Source organism: Pseudanabaena sp. BC1403 (assembly GCF_002914585.1).
GTDB lineage: Bacteria > Cyanobacteriota > Cyanobacteriia > Pseudanabaenales > Pseudanabaenaceae > Pseudanabaena.
The window spans coordinates 12936-32427 of record NZ_PDDM01000041.1; the positions used below are offsets into that span (position 1 = coordinate 12936).

The 19492-nt window shown below is 41.8% G+C and carries 15 protein-coding genes; 8 read left to right on the forward strand and 7 right to left on the reverse strand.

Features of this window, described 5'->3' with window-relative positions; genetic code table 11:
• Positions 1-5: 5 nt before the first annotated feature.
• Positions 6-2867, reverse strand: a complete 2862-nt coding sequence (locus CQ839_RS23020; RefSeq protein WP_219817841.1) for a DUF1156 domain-containing protein — start codon at positions 2865-2867, stop codon at positions 6-8.
• An 88-nt stretch (positions 2868-2955) separates the two neighbouring features.
• Between CQ839_RS23020 and CQ839_RS23025 the strand changes: the two genes are divergently transcribed.
• Together CQ839_RS23025 and CQ839_RS23030 are read left to right on the forward strand one after the other, a co-directional pair.
• The gene (locus CQ839_RS23025; protein WP_103670640.1) at positions 2956-3210 is read left to right on the forward strand and encodes a ribbon-helix-helix domain-containing protein; all 255 of its coding nucleotides are present in this window, start codon (positions 2956-2958) and stop codon (positions 3208-3210) included.
• A 5-nt stretch (positions 3211-3215) separates the two neighbouring features.
• The gene (locus CQ839_RS23030; protein ID WP_103670641.1) at positions 3216-3569 is read left to right on the forward strand and encodes a type II toxin-antitoxin system PemK/MazF family toxin; all 354 of its coding nucleotides are present in this window, start codon (positions 3216-3218) and stop codon (positions 3567-3569) included.
• A 17-nt stretch (positions 3570-3586) separates the two neighbouring features.
• On the opposite strand, the gene CQ839_RS23035 is transcribed toward CQ839_RS23030, so the two are convergent.
• The 4 genes from CQ839_RS23035 to CQ839_RS23050 are packed head-to-tail and all read right to left on the reverse strand — an operon-like array spanning position 3587 to position 8637.
• On the reverse strand, positions 3587-4150 hold the full coding sequence (locus CQ839_RS23035) for a Uma2 family endonuclease (RefSeq protein ID WP_103670642.1): 564 nt from the start codon (positions 4148-4150) through the stop codon (positions 3587-3589).
• A gap of 49 nt (positions 4151-4199) precedes the next feature.
• A complete protein-coding gene (locus CQ839_RS23040; protein ID WP_103670643.1) occupies positions 4200-4964 on the reverse strand; it encodes a hypothetical protein in 765 nt (254 codons plus the stop codon).
• A 20-nt stretch (positions 4965-4984) separates the two neighbouring features.
• Entirely contained in the window at positions 4985-5413 is a 429-nt protein-coding gene (locus CQ839_RS23045) for a hypothetical protein (protein ID WP_103670644.1), read from the reverse strand.
• The gene (locus CQ839_RS23050) at positions 5413-8637 is read right to left on the reverse strand and encodes an ATP-binding protein (protein ID WP_103670645.1); all 3225 of its coding nucleotides are present in this window, start codon (positions 8635-8637) and stop codon (positions 5413-5415) included. Before CQ839_RS23050 ends, CQ839_RS23045 begins: the two co-directional genes overlap by 1 nt.
• 201 nt (positions 8638-8838) lie before the next feature.
• Here CQ839_RS23050 and CQ839_RS23055 point away from each other — a divergent pair, with 201 nt between their 5' ends.
• The 4 genes from CQ839_RS23055 to CQ839_RS23070 all read left to right on the forward strand — a co-directional run bounded on the left by CQ839_RS23055 (position 8839) and on the right by CQ839_RS23070 (position 12344).
• Positions 8839-9291, forward strand: a complete 453-nt coding sequence (locus CQ839_RS23055; protein WP_258040851.1) for a hypothetical protein — start codon at positions 8839-8841, stop codon at positions 9289-9291.
• A 14-nt stretch (positions 9292-9305) separates the two neighbouring features.
• A complete protein-coding gene (locus CQ839_RS23060; RefSeq protein WP_103670647.1) occupies positions 9306-9968 on the forward strand; it encodes a hypothetical protein in 663 nt (220 codons plus the stop codon).
• Between the two features lie 454 nt (positions 9969-10422).
• Positions 10423-11226 (forward strand): ParA family protein, encoded by an 804-nt coding sequence (locus CQ839_RS23065; protein ID WP_103670648.1) that lies wholly within the window; start codon positions 10423-10425, stop codon positions 11224-11226.
• The gene (locus tag CQ839_RS23070; protein WP_103670649.1) at positions 11226-12344 is read left to right on the forward strand and encodes a ParB/RepB/Spo0J family partition protein; all 1119 of its coding nucleotides are present in this window, start codon (positions 11226-11228) and stop codon (positions 12342-12344) included. Before CQ839_RS23065 ends, CQ839_RS23070 begins: the two co-directional genes overlap by 1 nt.
• A 90-nt stretch (positions 12345-12434) precedes the next feature.
• Here CQ839_RS23070 and CQ839_RS23075 read toward each other — a convergent pair whose 3' ends face one another.
• Positions 12435-15611, reverse strand: coding sequence for a hypothetical protein (locus CQ839_RS23075; protein WP_103670650.1), 3177 nt, complete (start codon positions 15609-15611; stop codon positions 12435-12437).
• A gap of 605 nt (positions 15612-16216) precedes the next feature.
• Positions 16217-16975 carry an HAD family hydrolase gene (locus CQ839_RS23080; RefSeq protein ID WP_103670651.1) on the reverse strand — a complete coding sequence of 253 codons (759 nt, stop codon included), beginning with the start codon at positions 16973-16975 and terminating at the stop codon, positions 16217-16219.
• 228 nt (positions 16976-17203) lie between these two features.
• On the opposite strand from CQ839_RS23080, the gene CQ839_RS23085 reads away from it, so the two are divergent.
• Both CQ839_RS23085 and CQ839_RS23090 read left to right on the forward strand, forming a co-directional pair.
• Entirely contained in the window at positions 17204-17419 is a 216-nt protein-coding gene (locus CQ839_RS23085; protein ID WP_103670652.1) for a hypothetical protein, read from the forward strand.
• Positions 17420-17433: 14 nt separating this feature from the next.
• Positions 17434-19410, forward strand: coding sequence for a hypothetical protein (locus CQ839_RS23090; RefSeq protein WP_103670653.1), 1977 nt, complete (start codon positions 17434-17436; stop codon positions 19408-19410).
• Positions 19411-19492: the final 82 nt, after the last annotated feature.

Consider the following 19492-nt stretch of genomic DNA (forward strand, 5'->3'; position numbering starts at 1 on the left):
TTTCCCTAGTCCTCCTCTACTTCTGTTGTATCAAAATCTAACCCCATCTGACCGCCTGTAAAGTCAATTTCTGGCTGCACGTAACTAACTTTGGCTTTAATCTCATCCATAGCTAGCCACAGGTCAGCAAGGGCTTTTTCTTCGGGGATGCGTTTGCGCGGATCGCTGATGTGAGGGATGACGCGCAGGGCTACTTCCCATGATCGCATAAACATCTCATTACTGAGTAAGCCTGTAGCTTTCATGAAGCGACGGACGGGTTCGATGGTTTGTTCTTCGAGGTAGATGGCGATAATCGCGTGCAGTCCATCAATGAGGTAACGTGCGGAAAACTCATTGTCAACGAGTGAGAAAGCGTGTTTTTTGTAGCGTTGATCGGGGCTGAGGAGTTTGCAAGTGCCGCTTTTGATGTCGAGGAGTTTGTAGGTTTTACCGAGGTCGGCGACATTGAAGCCACCAACGGCGAGGGCAAGCTGACGGGCATCATCAAAGGGAAATTCACGGGCTTGGAAGGCATCCCAAGCGAGGAAATACCATTGTGTCAGTGGGTCAAATCCTGCGGTGTCGGTTTGGGCAAGTTTGCGAAAACGATAATTGGCTACAGCTTTTCGGGCTTCGGCAAAGGCTACTTCGGGGCGAACTTCTTCGCCTGTGCTGTCGAGGATGGGATAGTTGCGAGAGAAGACATTGAGGGCGGGACCAAAGGCGCTGAGATAAAGGTCAATGCCTTGAATTTCATTGGCTTCAAATTCGGGGGCGCGTTGTTCGACTAGGTTGGCGACTTCGGGGCGGAGGTCATCCCACCATGCTTGGTCTGCATTGGGGTCGCGTTTGCGGCAAATGAGCAGGACGGTACTAGAAACGCTATTTTTCTGGGCTTGGTGCAGGTTTTGCGGGTTTTCGGTACTGACTGCCCAGCTTGCGGTGATTTCAAATCCTGCGACGATCAGAGATTGGGCGAGAACATCCCATGCGCCTGAGTCTTTGTGATTAAACTGCACGGTCATTACGCCGTTGTCTTTGAGAACTCGGTAATATTCACCGAAGGCGCTTTGCATTTTGGCTTCATAGTCGCGATCTGCGAGTTCTTTTGGGCTGACTCCCATGTCTCGAAAGCGAGAGGGATTGGCGACAGCCTCGCGATCTTTGTCGGTGAGTTCCATCCAAAATAAATCGGGGAAAATATCGCCTAGTGTGCGCTTTTGCCAAACATAGAAAAAATCAGCTAAATCTGCATAGGGAATTGTTCCGTAATAGGGCGGATCGGTAACAACTACGTCAATACTGTTATCGGCTAGATGAAAGAGATTATCAGCTGAAGCTGAATCAATTTGAAATTTTTTTTCGGTATGGTTGTCTAATTCTTGAAAGCTTGATGAATTTATTTTTGTCCCAAGTAAATCGCAAAGATCTTGATATTTGTTTGTTATTACATCAACACACCAAAACCATAATCGATTTATCCCACATGGTTCAGGATAATTCCACATTAAATTGAGAGCATGTTGACCACTTGCTAATTGAATTTGAGAAGTTGTAGCGCTCCAATGTGCTAATCGAGAAGAAGCATCAGCACATCGGCTCAAAACTAAAGTTAAATAAGTAGAGATCGCTTGTAATTTTTCTCCCCCCAATTCCTCTCTAATCTTTTCCTTAGCCTCATTGATAATCTCAACATAAGTCACCAAAGTCAAAAGCTGACGAGGATTAAAAACATCTTTCCATTCTGTACAGTAATTTAAAATTTGTCCATGATCATTAACAATATTTTCAAATGGAATTAGTTGATTTTGAGCATTTTCGATTTTATGTTTAATAGCTACTTCTGCCAAATTCCATCCGTCTAAATCTGTTTTGTTCGGAATTCTAAATTCTAAGCCTCCTTTCCCTCGTTTAAACGCCACAGCATAAAGCTGATGTATCGGTTTATCGGATTGCAGATGAGTTTTAATTATTTGATCGTCAATAACTAAGTCACAATTTGGACATTTCCCAACACCTCTAGCAATTGTAGGAAAGTCATCAGGATCATAATCACCGTTAGACGTTTGAATAGAACTACCTTTACCCTTTTTACCCTTAATTAATTCAAAATCAACCTTTTTTTCTGCAAGATTCGGAATCGGTTTAACCGCATACCAATCACTTGTAACCTTTCTCGCTTGATCTTTTCCAGCATAATTACTCGTTTTACTTAGCCACCAATTCGGACTAAGCGGCACAACTGACTGACAACTCGGACAAACCACAGTATGCGCCCAAAGATAATTTTGCACCTTCTCCCCATCCTGAGACGGGAAAAACTCACTTAGCCGCTTCTCCGCCTCATCACCAACCCACTTCACCCACTTATCAATATCCTCCTGCAACGCCGCCCCAAACTGTAACGGAAATGAGATCGCCGCCTTCATCGTCACCACCGCCACAGGATTCAAGTCAGATGCAAACACCCGCAACCCATATCGCGCCGCCTCAAAAGGTATCGACCCACCACCCGCAAACGCATCCAACACCGTAGGAGTCCTATCCCCCCACATCTGTTCACAAAGCTCGTGCACCCGCTTCACCCGCTCAGGACTTGGCGGCGTTTTATATAACCTTGTGCGTTGATGGCGATTATTTTTCTCAGTCTCATTTTCATTTGCCCTAGCCATATCCAAGCCTAGCAAATACTCAAACTCCTCCATGCTGACATCCGCAGGCAACAGCGAACCCAACACACTCGCCCGACTAAATGACAACGGCTTCCGCGAATACCACCGATGCAAACCCTTAAACGGATTGCCCCCATTTTCATAGTAAACCTGCTCATTCAGCAGCTTCACAGGCATAATCTTTTCGATAAAAACTGGTTTGCGATCGGTCATGAGAATATTACAAAAAGTATGATAAATTATATGATAAAATATGCAAGACAAGTAAATCTAAAGATTTTTTTATTTTTCCTCTGCCCTTATGAATCAATTACAAGGAAAGCAGCGCGTTACAGTCACCATTGATGCCAAATTACTCAGTGCAGTAGATCGGCTATCGCAAAATCGCTCGGCGGCGATCGAAGAAGCTTTACATTTATGGCATAGGCAACAAATTGAAGCCCAACTGCAAAGATTCTATACAAATCGTAATTCCCATAGCCTTCAAGAAGAAGAACAATGGGCGCAAGCAACCCAAGATAAAGCGATCGCTAGTTGGGAAAATGAGGGATCTTAGCAATTATGAGTGATTTCCCGCAGCAAGGCACAATCTATTTAGCCAAAGCACTAAAGCAAGCAGGTGACACCAAAAAACGCCCCGTTCTTGTTGTCTCTGTAGATATCCGCAATCGCCATGCCTCAACGGTTCTAGTCGTGCCATTTTCATCAGATATTACCGCCTCAGCAGGTAATCCTTGCCGCATTCTCATCCCTGCTGGTACAGGCGGATTAGAGAAAGCCTCAGTAACGATGGGCGATCTAATTACCACTGTGCAGAAAAGTTATCTAGAACGTGGTCCTTACGGCAGTATTGATAGTCAGTTGCTCCAGCAGGTGCTAAAAGGCGTACAGATTGCTATGGGTATTTATGAGTAATTGATTGGCAAGTATTATTAAAACTCCACATCTTCGTAAATTGCAGCGATCGCGCATTCAAAATCAATGCTGGCAAACTGCACCAAATCACCTTCTCCATAGGGTGTTAACTCCCACTTGCCCCGATCGTTAAGCCGAAAAGCCTCAACACCAATACTTTCTGAGCCAACCAAAACATATTCACTCAAGCTGGATAACTGTCGATAACGGGCAAACTTACCACCGCGATTGTATGCCTCCGTACTAGGTGACAACACCTCAATAATCAGCTTGGGATAAAATACCGCCTTAGCAGACTTGCGATCTCGATCGTCACAGGTCACTAATAGGTCAGGATAGAAAAACTCTCCACTAGGCGAAATTCCGACCTTTGCATCAGAACCCAGTACACGACAGTTTTTCCCACGCAAATGCGGACGCAGCAAAGAAATCAAATTCGCCGCCACCATACTATGAGCGATCGTTCCACCCGCCATCGCAAATACATCGCCGTTGATATATTCGTAACGAATTTCTTGCCTAGCTTCCCATTCAAAATATTCATCGGGCGATAGCTTGTGATAATCAGATAAAGCAATCATAATTTTGACCTCAGAAAATTAGTACATGGATTTATCATGCATAAGCATTTTAGTCATTCTCTCCTTTCCCCTTATTGCTAGATTGACCAAAGAAGAATCCTAGTACAATAAGTAATGTATTGTTGAGTATCTCAGGGGTTTTTGCTTTATCACAGAAAATTCCTAACAGTTGAAATCCAATTATCAGAACTATAATTAACGCTCCTATTAACGTAGCTACGGACTCCTTGGCTAAAATTCTATCCAAGTATTTCATTTTATTATTATTTTCTATCTCCTTCTCCTGTAAGTCCAACTCGCGTCGTTTTATCTCTTGCTCAAAAGAGTTTCTATTTGTATAGAACTCACCAAGTAATTTCTGGTTCTCTATCAAATCTTCAAGAGATTTTACCGTTTGGTTAAAAGTTTGTGCGTTTATATATGTATTCTCTGGAGATTCGTTGAATTGCTCTTGAATTAAACGAATCTCTTCTATGCTCAATAAGTTAATTCGATCTAAAATCAATCTTTCTAACTCGAAAAATCTCGAAGAGATATAAATCTTTGGCTTTTTACGAAATACGGTCAGAGGAATGTTGAGATCTGAAAAATTATTTGGATCAGATTGGAAATCTTCTAATTTTGCATAGCTCTTTTTAAGATCTGCAAGATTATATTTCTCTATACTTTCTTCATTTAAACCAAGTTTGGAAAGCTTTTCTCTTAATTCTCTGGAATCAGGAACATCAGCAATATCTGACATAAAAACCATATCCTTAGAAACGGGGTAGGAAGAATCACTTCCTTTATAAGATTTTCTGATGTATTTAGTCATAATAATTAGATTTTTTCTAGTTAACTACCCAATAATATCCGAATTGCCTTCAACGCATTGCCTTTATTTCCGTTGGACACCTTAGCAAACCAATAATGCGCCTCCTCATTACTCATTGCGGTCACACCACTGGCAATATTAGCGATCCGATCCTCCTTCGACAGCGGCTGCACCGTTTGAAATAGCAAAGCCAAACTCACCCCTGACTCTTCATCAAGGACATAGGGCGCTTGGCGATCGCATTTCAAAGTTTTTGGATCGTACTTATTTGCTTTCAATGCTGCATAGATCGCCTGTCTAGTCAGCACCAACGCATTACCCTTGAGCTTACCGATTCGCTTTGCCGCAGGGCGCTTTTTCTCACCTGCTTGCTTATAAGCACATTGGTATAGCTCTAAGGCAAAATTATTGTTATCTGTGGGTACAACTCTTAGTTGAAACTCTTGCATTAGTAACTTACCCTCGCTGTTAGAGATAGGCGATCGACAGGATTACGCAGTAAAGCTTGTTGTAAGATTACCAACTCATTACCATCAGTGGCGATCGCAGGTTCAAATGTAAATGTTAGCTTGAGACTCACATTAGCTCTAACTCCCTCAGTATTTAAAAGAGCATTAACAGGATTCAAGAAACCTTGAAAACCACGCAATCCACCTTGATAATCTAAACGCACAAACTGCTTGTCCATCTGAATCGTTGCCTTCTGGTCAATCTCAAAGGTCAGTTTACCGAGCAACGGGAAAGATGTCGTAATCTTGCGATAGTCCATCACTTGATCCACCGTGATTTCGATCCTCTGAATGTTTTTAACCTTGTAATCAGAACAGCGATCGCTAAATCCTGCAAACGCAGCATTGACAGTTCCAGACAGATCAATCGTTTCAGGCTTTACTTCAAAAATTGAAGGTGCATCATGTCCATTTGTCGCTGAACCCTTGCCAGTTGGAGTTTCATAGGAAACGATCGCGGCTCTAGTTTCCTGCTCTGCGGTTTCCCCATTGCCATAGTCAGCCACAATTTTAAAATTCGTGGTTTGACTAATTTGCACCTGATGATTGTCCGATGGTAAAAATTCACCAGCGATCAATATCCCATCTTGATAAATCCTTACTGATAAAGCACCTTGCGATCGCCACCGTAAATTAACAGTTTTTGCTAATTCACTACTGGGCATCACCTGAGCAGACAACTCGATCACACGCGGCTCAGGTGGCTTGAGAATACCACGCCGATATAATTCCATGCGATCGGAAAATTCAATTGTGTCTGGTAGACTTGGCAACTTACCATCATCACCACGAATATAAACCTTAGCACCAACTTTTAAATCCCATTGACCTTCCTGTATACCTTTACGGACGGTTTCTCTTAGTTTGGGAATATCCGCATCAAGCAACATCTGTAATCCTAGATTTTTGGCAAATTCTTCTTTTAAGGCTCTTGTTGTCCAATGCTCTATTCCTGCTAACCAAACCTTTTGCAGAATGTAAGCAGGTGCAAATGCTCCCGCATCTTCTAAACGAATTTTTTGACAATCCTTTAAAGACTTGAGAATCACATCCTGTTGGTTTTTATTGCCTTTGACATCACTTGATGACTCCGCAGGTAAAGTGAAATGGAGCAATCCTTTCGGTGCTTTGACTGGATCGTTAGTTGGATAAAAAAGATGGCGATAGGTATTTGTTAAGGCAACTCTTACATCTAGGTCTTTGATACCACCTCTTTCACGCAATTGCTTACGCTGATTTTCTGATAAGTCCTCTTGGCGATTTGGTGACTTCAAAATGTTTTGAATGGCAAGATGCTCCTTAGTAATGTCGATCGCCCGATCTAATTCCTGCTTATTTGCCACCAAGAAAAGCAACCGATTCCGAAATGTGCGGAACTTACCAGACTCTCCAGTGTTATTAAAGATTTGCTCAACTAGATTAGGTGCAACATCGGTTGAAGCATTCACGGTTCCTTGGTCAAAGTCAATTACACAGAGAGCAATATCATCAGGTTTATCGTCAACATCTCCCGAACTTTCAGGACTAGCAACTAAGGTAAAGACTTTGTTGGCAAAAATACTATCGCGACGCGATCGCAGATGGTCTTTCGCTGTAAGATTACCAATCTGCTCTTTCTCTTCCGCAATAATTTTATTGATCGATGGTTCTTCTTTAAAACGTGCGATCGTCGTAATCGGATCGATATCCAGATACCATGCCACGCTCGTTAATCGATCTAACACAGGTTCAATATAACTAATCTCAACCGTAGGCATCAGCAAAGCTAAATTTAGCTCGGCTCGGCGGATACCTGCGGAAGTACCTTGATTAATGGAATGCAAGAAGATTGTTCTCGCTACCCATGTCGCAAAGGGCGACTTACCTGCTGCCTCCCACTCTTGATCGTGTATTTGGGCATGGGCAAGTTTCCCATCAGTATTAAAAATATCTGCCTGAATTGGGCTTCGCATCAATGGACGCTCTAATCGTGACGTAAATTCACTGGTCACACCTTCATCTAAACCAATGGGAATATGATGTGGATGAATCATCGGTATCCATACCGACATATCTTGCCAGAGATGCCTTACCACCATTGCAAGTAGTCGCAACGCCCCTCTTGTACGCTGAAAATTGGGAATCGATGCAATTTTTTTGGTTAGTAAGTCAAACAATTCTGGCGAAAATGGATAGCTGGACTGCAATACTTGAGCATGGTTCGCATCTTTGCACCCATCAGGTAGATTTAGGCGACTGGATTTATAAACGCTTAAATAATCCTTTGCCGCAATATCAGCAGCTTTATCGTTAATACTTTGAAAAATCCTCTGCTTAACAATGTTGTAAATTTCTATATCTGTGCTGGGACTAAGTACCCTTTCTTGTCGAGCCGACGTTTGCAATGCTTCCTTTAGATCGTTGGTTTCTGCGCCAAAGGTATCGGATATCGAAGCTAGAGTGTAGACAAATACAATGTTGTTACAGGCTGCCGTTAAGTCCATCAGTGTAAATAGAAATGCAACGACTTGTTCAGATAGATCGCTTTTTCCCACTGCGATCGCTTTAGCACGACGCAAATATTGAGCAATTTCATCAAGAATGATTACCGTCGGTTCTTTTTTGGTCAGCTTTTCGATGACAACTGTTCCTGGGCTAACTTTCTGCTCATCCGAACCTCTAAGCAAGCTATAGCCTTCTACCCCGCCAATTTGATAAGCGATTTCACCCCACAGTGTATGTACTCTTATCCCTGACTCTTCATGCAATACACCATTTACAGGGTCAAGATCTTGACAGGCGATCGCCGCTACTTGGATCGGGCGATCTGGAATAATTGTAATGTCATTTACAAATCTATCTAACCCGCTTATTAGTCTTCCATTTTTCGCAATATGCCAAATCGCTATTTCATCGTGGGTCTTACCTCCTCCAAAACTGGTTTCTAAGCGAATTACAGGCGAACCAGTGTCTGCACCTGTTAAACGTCCAAATACTTCAGATATAAGAGTCTTGAGTCCATTTGTCGGAAAAGTATTCGCAAAAAAAGTATTTGGATCTTGATAAACTAAGGGCGCATTACCATCCACCACTTGCTTTAATTTTGCAGCAAATACATCCTCTGATAAGTTACCGCCAAGCACCTCATCGCGTGGTACACAGGTTTCAAAAATAGATCGGAGCATAGATTCAGTAGTGCAAGATATAGTTAACGATTGGTAGGCTTTTAGCTGTATATAACAATATGTATTCATAACACACTTGTTTCCTAGCATACGCTAACTGAGCTTAAACCTCACATCTGAGGAAGCCTTAGCGATTTCTATTAGGTTATTTCTGTCCTAAATATGACTAAAAGTATTCCAGAGAAATGTAAGAAGTGTGCAATGCTTTCGGCGACTCAGGCTCAAGAGCTTCATGGCAATGATGGCGATCGCTGTTGGAATCCTACGGTTTGCTATAGTCGTCGTTCCTATGTCCGTCATCGCGATCGCCGTAATCTAATTCGTTCTCGTCAACGGGTTGATACTGATCAAGATTTAGTTGTGAATATTGATGAATTCGCCTCGATTTTTTGGGCGGTGTTAGTTGTTTATCGACAGTCGGGAACAGATACACCAATTCATGCTATCGCGGCTCAAGTTTGGAAAGGACAAGAAAAGTTCGCGGCAATTCCACCAATTCATTGTGCGGGAATGGTGGCAACACAAGTGCATACTTATGTGCAGAAGGTATTGGTTTTGCTAGAGTCAAATTATGGGATTAAGAAATTTGCTAGCCAAGAACGTCTCGATCCTTGGCTTTGTCCTTTGCGTCCTTGCCCTTGTCATTCAAATTAATTTTCGGTGTGACAATGAAAGTTAAACAGCTTGAGTTGGATTTATGGGATGTCCTTTCGACTGCGAGGCAAACTCCTGAAGATGCTAATTTGCCAAGTGTGTTTGAGCTTTTAGATCTGACTCTGGTTGATCTTGATACGCGATCGCAGTTACGAATAGCAGGAGAAGCGGTTTGTCAGATTGCTGATTTGTTTTGCGATCGCTCTAGCTTTTTATTTGAGGAGTTACATTCTCGTACAGCTAATGGGGAGCCGATCATGGCTGATGATGCTTTTGATCGTTATGTGCGTCAGTCTATGGTGGTGGATTTTGATCAGTTCATTGAGCCTTTGCAGAGTTTATCTAGAAAGTCTCCAGAATATGAAAAAAATGGTATTTCGATTGTTGGCGCAATTGATAAAGAGGTCTTGATTCAAGCTTTAGAACAGGAAAGTTTGCTTAGCTTGGAGGAGGAGTTTGAACAAGCGATTAGTACTGCTCACACTGAGAATGTTTCAGCTTGGATTGAGGCGATCGCGCGTTGTATTGCTAATAATTCTTCTCCAATATGCTTACAAGATTTACAAATGGCTTTGCAATTGCCAATAGTAGAGATTTGGCTGGGGCTGCTTTTGGGTGATTTCAAGTTAGTGCAAAAAGGATGGTTTTATGATTCAAGGAAAATTTGGATTGGTTAATTTAAAGACTATAACTTCCGTTATGGCGATCGTTACTAAACTTACGGAACTTTGCTTAAAATCCCCATCAATAAATTTTGGGAAGTGTTACTAAGCAACACTATCCCAAAATTTATTGATTGTAGTTTTTTTGAAATAGTTTGGAACAACTATAATCTTGACAGTAAATTGCTTTAAACCTCTGATAATATATCAATCGTCACTTGTAACACGCTACGCACTCGTACAAAAGAACCACATCGAGTATTTAACCAACCGATCAGCAGCATCAGAATCTAATAACCACCTGTCGTATTTCAAAATACGACAAACATATAACTAGTAATTAGCAACTACCTCCAAAGTCAAATCTCAGAATAAAACACGACAGTGATCGCTGCTACTCCTAAAAGCTCTATTCCATCATCACCCTAATAACCTGTCGTATTTTAAAATACGACTTCAAAACATTAATATGCCAAAAGAACAAATAGTCATAGGAATCATTGCAAATGCAGGCGGAGTCGGAAAATCCACACTTGCTGTGCATTTAGCATACGAGCTAGCCAAGCATCACATCTCAGTGGGATTAATCGATCTAGATCCCCAACGCGCACTTGATGTTTTCTGTGGTTTACCATCTACCGATTTAGAGCACTCCATTGTTGGAGTGCTCTCCAAAGAATTCACAGGCAACTGGGCGTTAGTTCCCGCATGGGGACATCCCAATATCGAAGTCTGCCAAGGGCATCCCAGTATGGCTAAACTAGCAGACGATCTAGTGATTCGTCGCCGAGGGGAATATGCACTAGCCGATCGCTTAAAGAGCCACCCACTCAGACATGATGTAGTGATATTAGATTGTCCAGCGACAATGGGGATGATTTGTGAAAATGCGATCGCAGCAAGTACAGGATTACTCGTTCCAATTCAACTAGAGATGAAATCAATCTCTGGAGTTGCAGATTTAGTGGAATGGACGATAGCTATTTGCGACGAACTAAAGCTCGATCCCCGTCCTCAAATATTTGGACTAGTGCCAAGTCTCTATGACAGCAGTCGGGCGATCCATCGTCAATATCTCCAACAGTTGCCAGAAATAACCGAGCAATTAAGAATCAAGCTATATCCACATATACGCGATTCATCGGAGTTTAAGAACTCAAGTGCTAACGGTTTACCACTACAAAAATATCGCCCAAACCATCCTGCTTGCAGTGATTTTCAGGTGATCGCAGAAGACATCATTAAACTAGTCAAGGCAGGAGCAAAAATCTAATGGGTAAGATTCCAGCAATTTCACAAAGATTTACAGGTGCAATTCAGGCAACTGACCAAGCCCAGCGCATTGCCGAACTGCAAACAGAAATTGAAAAGCTCCGATCTTCGCAGTCTCCAGCATTAGAAAAACAGATCGAAGCGCTAAGAATAGAGCTAAAAGAACAGTCAGGTGAAAAAGATATTGAAGTAAAAAAGATCCAAGCAAACCCCAATCAACCTCGGCAGACCATAACCAATGAAAGCATTCAAACCATTGCACGAAGCATGGAAAAAGATGGTCAGATTACCCCATTAATCGTTATCCCCCAGGATGAAACCTATCTACTATTGGATGGACAACGCCGTTGGGAAGCGGCAAAAATCTTGGGCTGGAAAACATTGAGATCGGTCATTGCCATCATGCCCAATGACCTGCATCGTAGATCTTTACTTACTTTCATTCATCATGAAGATCTTAACCCTCTAGACAAGGCTGAAGCAATTCTCAAAGAAGTCTCAAGTATCACAAGTATGAGTACTGAGGGAATATTAACCCTCCTCTCAACTGTGTTAAGGCGTTTAGAAAGACAAAAACAAGCCAGTCAGCTCACAAATCTAGTTACAGTTACCCAAGAAGAACAAAAGACGGGACTGCAAAATCTAGATGTTAGTGACGATGAAGAGAAGCTACTTTTAGCATTACTCGATTTGGCTCTAAACCCTACTTCAGTCAAGGCAAACCTTATGCCCATGCTTTCACTACCCAGTGATCTAAAACAAGCAATCAGAGAACAAGGCCTTAAAGGCGCACATGCTTTGGCACTTTCAGTACTATCAGCCAAAACACTAAAAATCTCCGAAGCAAAAGCGACTAAAGAACGCATTCAAACAACAGAACAGGTAATCCAAGAGGATTTGACAGTCGCCAAGACAAGAGAACTTATATCTCAAGTCAAATCAAAATATTTAGAAGAAAATAACGTTTCATCCAAGGAGTTTATAGCTATAAATCGCAGTGTAGAAAAACTTTCTAAAATTAATCTCACTAATATAGAACCTCAACAACTAATTGATATACGCGCAATCCTCCAGAAAAAGCTTGAAGAGATCGAGGCTGCTCTTGAGCAAGGACAATAGAACCCATGGCATTTTGAAAAATATTGCTCCGATAAAGCAAAGCTACTTTTAGAGAGAAAATCTCTTTAACATTTGCTAAGTGAAATGTAGCTACGACCTCATAGCAATAAGAGCAAGCACAGAAAATAAACGATTGCTGTTATTGCTAGATAACTTAGTAACTACAGACTGATGCAAATATTGAGGGATATGCTCAGCAAAGAACTCAAAAATACCTTCTAGAGTAGTTTTCATCGGCATAGCATCATTTAAAAATCTTTCAGTTACACTAGCCCAAAAGTCTATTTGCTCATATTCTGCGTCATTGAATTGTAGATCTAGATTTTCATCCAAATTTTGGATCGGGTTGCTATATAAGAACTTTAATAGCGCGTCGATCCAGTCAAAATGGTGCCGAAATTTACCCCATGAAATGTTCAGCCAATCTGCAATTTGCCTTTGAGACATCGAAACTAAATCAATCCCTTCAGACAGAGCTTCATAAAAACGCTGCGAGACTTCGGTTCTAAATATTTCCTTTTTACTCATTGCCTTAGGCGTAATGTCACTAGCTTTAACCTGAATATGAGGAATATCTCCTAAATCAAAATCAGATAAAAAGTAAATTACATCGCCCTCTTGAAAACGATTACCAAGCTTACGCCCAAAACATTGTCGAACATTTGCCAAAATATGGCGATCAATAAAGTCCGTAAAAGCTTGGTCTTCTTCTTCAGGATGAAACCCAGTTAAAACCACAAACTCAGCCTTAAGTGCGGCGATATTCTGGCAAGGAGTGCCAGTCACGACAAAGGTTTTTGCATCCTTAAAATCATTAGAGCCACGCGAGTCTCGAAACCAAGCACCATCAGCATCAAACTTTTTAAAATCAATGCTTTTGGTGGTCGGATCAATAGCGCATAAGTGCGAGGCGATCGCTTCAGCCTGACGAGTTTGTTCATTACCACGTTGCATTCCCAATCGTCCGATATCAGCAACTTGATAAATAGTCGGCATCTGCGAGATATCTGCTTGTTTAACCACATGAATATGAGATGCCAACTTCATCTCTAAATGTGATTGGTTAATTGTGGCATCAAGATAAAGATTTGATGCAGACTTATTCGCTATTTCACGCAAACGAGCATCGAGGAGCGAAACCGTAAGCTTTCCATTCTGAATATGTAGATCACCATATTGAATCTTGCCAGATAAAATATCCAGAAATTCTGAGAGCCATTGCTTTAATACCTCACGCTCGATCCTTTGCTCGAACTCAACCGAATGAAGTGTAGTAGCACTCTTGAGTAAAGAATTTAACCTAGCCAGCTCACGCTTGTCTTTACCCTTTGCATGATCAAACTCAGAATCAGCAATTCCATCAACCGTATCAAGAATCGATAAATCTGGTTCAAGTACATTTGCTAGTAGAGAGCTATCAATTATTTCAGGGATTGCTTCCTTAATTTTGTGATAATCCAAACCAAATCGAGACTTATTTTCTAACAAATGATGTAACTTATTGAGCAGACTGATCGCTTGTTGTCTATTCTCAATATCAGTACGTGAAAGCTTTGCGATCGCCGCATCAATATCGGCGCGATCGACCTGAATTTGACGCATAGTTACAATGCTTTCTCCTACTTCTTCCCAAACAAGCAAAGTCTTTGAATAGTCATAATCATCAGGACTGGGCAAACTAGCAGGATGAGAACGTAGGATATTTGACTTAAAAGCGATTGCTCGTTCATGTCTAAAGCCAAAACCATCACCACTAGAATGACGACAAGCATTGAGTAAAGGGCAAGTCTCGCAGACGATACGAGTATCAAAAATAGCCTTATTCCGTAAGGCTGCGATCGCTCCTGTGCGGGAGCAATTAGACTTAGTATGCAGATCATCACGATAGTTAGCCCGCCGCAACTTACCGTTTTTATCAGTCAAGCCACGATGACGAGCAGGCAGCATTTGCCATTCTTGTAAAGTCTCTGTAGTGACATTACGAGAATCATTCGAGACATAAATAATTTTTTCAACACCATTTAGTAACTCAGGACGCAACAAACCTGCATCATGACTTTTGCCCGTACCCGTCGCCGAAGCATCCAAAACATGTTTATGGGCTTGAAGTGAATTACGCCAAGTTTCCAGTCTCGTGCCAGATTTATACTCCAAAGAAGGATTAGTGACAGTGACTTGATGCGATCGCGCAAAGCCCTTAGCTTTAGGCTTAGGAATCAACTTATCTTGTAGCCATTGAAAAGGAGAAGACTTAGTTCTTGGCTTGTATTTAGCAATTTCAAAGAACTGTGCGATCGTTAAAAGCTGGATATTTGAGCGATCGGGCAATTCATCGATGTCATCATCATCTTTGGTGAACTGCCCCCACCACAATACGTCGATGTTATAGCCAAGCTCAACTAGAAAATCTAAATTATTTTCATGGCGACGCATTACCTGTTTGTTAACAACGTCACCAGCATCGATCGCATATTCCAGTCTAGTTAATGTTGGACTAGCGCTAATATCTTGCAAATAGCTAATTAAAGTTTCTTTGCAAGATACAAACTGACCGCTAGAAGCACCGATAGCAGAACATTTACGAATCTTAGCTGCAAGAAAAGGTTTTACGCCTGTCCCCTCAACCAAAACTACTCGATCTAATATCCTAGGCAAGTAAGCATAAAAAGCAAGAGGTAGCTCGCCATTTTGTTGTCGAGCATCAATCCCATATGGTTTGTGCCAGCGATAGCGGCCAGAATCAGTATCTCTCAGTCGAATCTGAGCGCCTAAAATTTGTCCTTGGGGGTTCCGAATTGGGACGACATAGCCAGCCTTCATCGACTTTGCGCCCAAATTTTCAATTTCAGGTTCGGTCAATCTGCGTCGTTGAAGATCGGATATGTCAGATTCATTGAGATTAAGCTTTTGAAAATAAACCTGAAATAGACGATCTCTCTGAGTAGCATCAGGTAATTTAGCAAATCGTTCACGTTCAGATTTTTGCTGGGCTGCCTTAAGTCTGCGGTTAGTTTCTTGTCTTTGTTGACGCTCGGTTTCAGACTCTTGGCGGTCTCTAACATATTTCCCAGCGTAGTAACTACCTTTCGTTTCGCCAAGATAATGCCAACCTGACAGATCTAAATTAGTAGGATAGGTCATGCACAGGACAAGATCATCACTGATAATCCGACATTTACCTTTGACATCATCGCAAATTGGACAAGGTCGATCCGATCTTGCGGGTGAAAATTTGCCACTAGAATACTGATTGTTTTGGAGGCTCATTAATTTCCACCTCCATTGAGCTTGCTAGTGGCGATCTTTTTATAGATCTGCCGAAGCAAGACTTGCAAATTTAAAAACATCTAAATTGTCCTGATTGTAAGGGTTGTAGCGATTTCAATCAGGAAACGGAAAGACTTTTTAGAACAGTTCAAAAATTATTTTTGCCAAATTTAAAAAATTTGCAGCAAAAAGTGTTGCTAAATTCATATCTTGCGTTAAGATATAAGAAAGCATTGAACAAATTCTTCGCTCGTCAAAGCAAAACTCGTCCGTTTCCATTTATTCGATTAAGTACCTTCGGGTCATCAAGAAGCTAGTGATTGCAGTCGCTGGCTTTTTTGATGTGGAAGGGGAAAATTAGTAAGGGGATCTCCTGTAGATAAAAAACCTCAGACTAAGCATACATCAATCGCTCAAGATCTGAAACATAAAATTTAAAAAATTTATCTCTAGACATTTTGAACAGTTTGTAGGCATCAATAACCGCTATTTGCGAAACTATTTTTACCCAATATCCAATCCCAACATTTGCTATTGATAAGAGGCGATCGCTAAATTGTAAGTCCTTTCCAAAAAAAATAAGAGGCGACGCGATGCGCCGCTTTTTACTTTTGCAGTAATAATTTTGCCAACTCAGAAAAACCAGCAAACTCAGAAGCACGAGTAACGTATTGGGGTAAATGCAGCATTTTGTCTTGATAATGATGAATATTTGCCACACCGACCGATATGGGAAATTTAGTAGCATCAAACATCGTCTCATCATTGGGACTATCGCCAACGGTTAGGACTTGCTGCAAATTGATTTCAGGAAAATGATTTTTGAGCACTGTATCTAAGCCAGTTGCTTTATCTTGGTGCAGTGGTTTGATATGACATTGAACATTGCTGTAAGTGAAACTCCAGCCCATTTGATCACATAGCGAAGAGATGGCTTGAATTTCATCGGTTGATAAATCATTGACATCAAAAGTCCAATCGGTAATACGGAACTGATTATCAGAGGAAGTCTGAAGGTTAGGAAATTTCTGTTTAATGTGATGAAAAGTATTTTCTAGAAGAATGCGATGTCTAGATAAATTAGGAATCGAAGAGAGTAAATCTTGTTGACCATTGGGCTGTAAAAACAAACCGCCATTTTCCGAGATCGCCCCTGCAACAGGTAAATAATTTACCAAAGTACTGACCCACCCCGCCGAGCGACCAGTCACCAATAAGACTTTAATTCCTGCTGATTGTAAATCCAGAAGAGTCGAGATGAAATTAGAAGAGAATTTCCCATTTTGGGTAAGAGTGCCATCAACATCAGAAGCAATTAAACGAATGTCGGACAAATCAGCTTGATTGAGATTGAGCAGAGACATAAAGAAGAAATGAAACTAAAACCAGAATACAGCTAACGTGAGACTATTGGAAAATCTAGCGATTCGCTGGTGAAGACAAAACTACCATCAACGGAGTATTGACAATTCCAGAATTTGTACGAACAATATTCTCAATCATCAATTTAGAGAAATTGATAGAATGTAATCTCTCAATCATCGATTTCCCAAACCCGTTGTATTCAATCCTAAGCACTTAAAGAGGAACTAATGAGAAACAATATCCAATCCAAGATTGACGCAGGCTATACCTACGACGAACTACTGAGCGAAGGCCTAGCCAGCTTTGATGACATCGCCCGTTATGAATCACAGTATTCCCTGTATGACGAAGATGCAGAACCAAAGCCCAAAAAGACAAAAGCCAAACCGAAAACACAAGAAACTAAACCAAATAAAGAAGCAGAAATTGACTTTGAATTCTAGCGAGAAATGACAATATGGAATTTAGACAGATTGACCTGAAGACAGGGCAAGAGTTACCATTGCCTCCGAAAACTATTGAGCATAGCTACCTCGAACTGAAGATCTGGAAAGACATTGAGCCAAGTAAACTCGCCGTTGGCAAGATGTACGATGGCATCACTGAGCGAGACATCGAGCGACTGCAAGAGCAAGGACTGTACCTAATTCTTGCCAATGGAAGAACTGCTTATTTTGGCGATCGCGAGATTTCTGAAAAGGTAAGCCAAGAAATCTTCACTAATCACAGCGATGCTGTCGCCTATGGTAGTTTGCCCGTATCTGAAGCCAAGACCTCCATATTCAAAGAGCAAGCCAGAATCCTGATCATTGATGATGAAACCCTAAATAAAGATCCAGCCACTGGAACTTACCAAGCGGATTGGGGAAAGCAAACCATCACCATAAGCAATGGCATCACCATTAGCGATAAAGCAATGGGCTTAATCGCCAGCAAACTGGGAGACTGCTATAGCCTGATCTCACCAGATCTCGCGACCCAACTGCAAGCCGAACCAAATCGCCCATTTCAATATCGCGCCGCCGTACCTGAATGGCATGGCGTGATTAAAGGCACATGCCGAGCCAGTTTGCTCTGTCAAGCCCTAGAAGTCGATGGGATTATTGCCAAATCAAGCATCAAAGGCGACAACAAAACTACTACCACTGGAATCCATGAGATTAGTCTATTCTGGTCAAGAAAAGAAGATGCTAAATACACCGAACAAAAACTAGGTACTCAAGCTTTAGTCTTCTTCCCTGAAGGAGTCCAAGCAGACGTATTGCCTAAGCTGAAAATCAAAGCCGAACGCTTAGCTGAAGCCCAATCCGACCCGCGTAAGATAGCGCAACTGTATATCGAGCGCCACGAAAAGCGCCTACAGCAGAGGCAAGAAGCAACAGGAGATCGCGCTAACATTACCCAAATCATCGAGCCAGAACTAGCACTAGAACTGGGATTAAGCCCACAAGAAAACACAACAGCCAATGAAATTAAACGAGAGATAGTAGCCTCACCTAACGAAGAATACCAAGATTGGCTCTATGACATCCTCAAAACTGACCTGATTGAAGGCGGTCATTGCCAAGTATTAGAAATGGAAGATATCGCCAAACGCCTGCGAGAATTCCTGCAAAGTGAATGGCAAGAAGTCGCCACAGGAGGCGTTTACGTCCCCAGTGGCATCGCTCAACCCCACAACCAACTGCAAGAAGGCGAAGTCAGTTTTACAGGACTACCCGATGGATCTGAAGTTGCTATCTATCGCAGTCCCGTGGCTAATGCTGCCAACTTTGACGTATTTACGAATAACCTCACGGTTCTGCGTGAATTAGATCCTGAAGCCTATAGGCAGAGAGGAGTTTGCTATCTCAATCCCAACGATGCCAAACGACTAGTCATCGACTTTGACGGCGATCGCGTGGGGATAATTCCTAGTCAACTAACACCCGAACAACAAGCCAGTTCCCAGAAAATTATTGAGCAATATCCAACCCTAATCCAAGAAATAATTGACAAGAATCTGCCAGAGAACAAACCAATTCAAGTCGAAAAAGAAAAGAAGATTCCCCGTGATGTTGCCAATGGATTTGCCACCCTAGCTAGTGCAGCCGTTAATGCTGCTGATAACCCCACAGGCAGAGTCGCCAATCTGGGCATGAGGCTAGAAGCCTTGCGATGGGATGCCCAATATATACCAGAAGCCGAAAGAAGCGAATACTTGCAGGACATTGGCAAACACTTCCAAAAGCTACTCGCCGAAGACAAAGAGGATAAGAAACCATTTCGTATTCTCAATGACGCATGGCGTGACCAAATTGTCGAAATTAGTCAAATTGCCAGTACCATCCCCAAACTCCCCGAACCAGAACAAGCAACTGCCGTAACTACAGGTTTAGCCAAAACCGAGAGACTACTTTGGAATCTAGAAAGCCTCGCAGCCGTGAACTTATAGCAAAGTAAGGTTAAGATAGGACATAAAATTGAAACAGAAGAGACAGAAAAAGAAACGAAAATGACAGCAGCTTACAGCATAG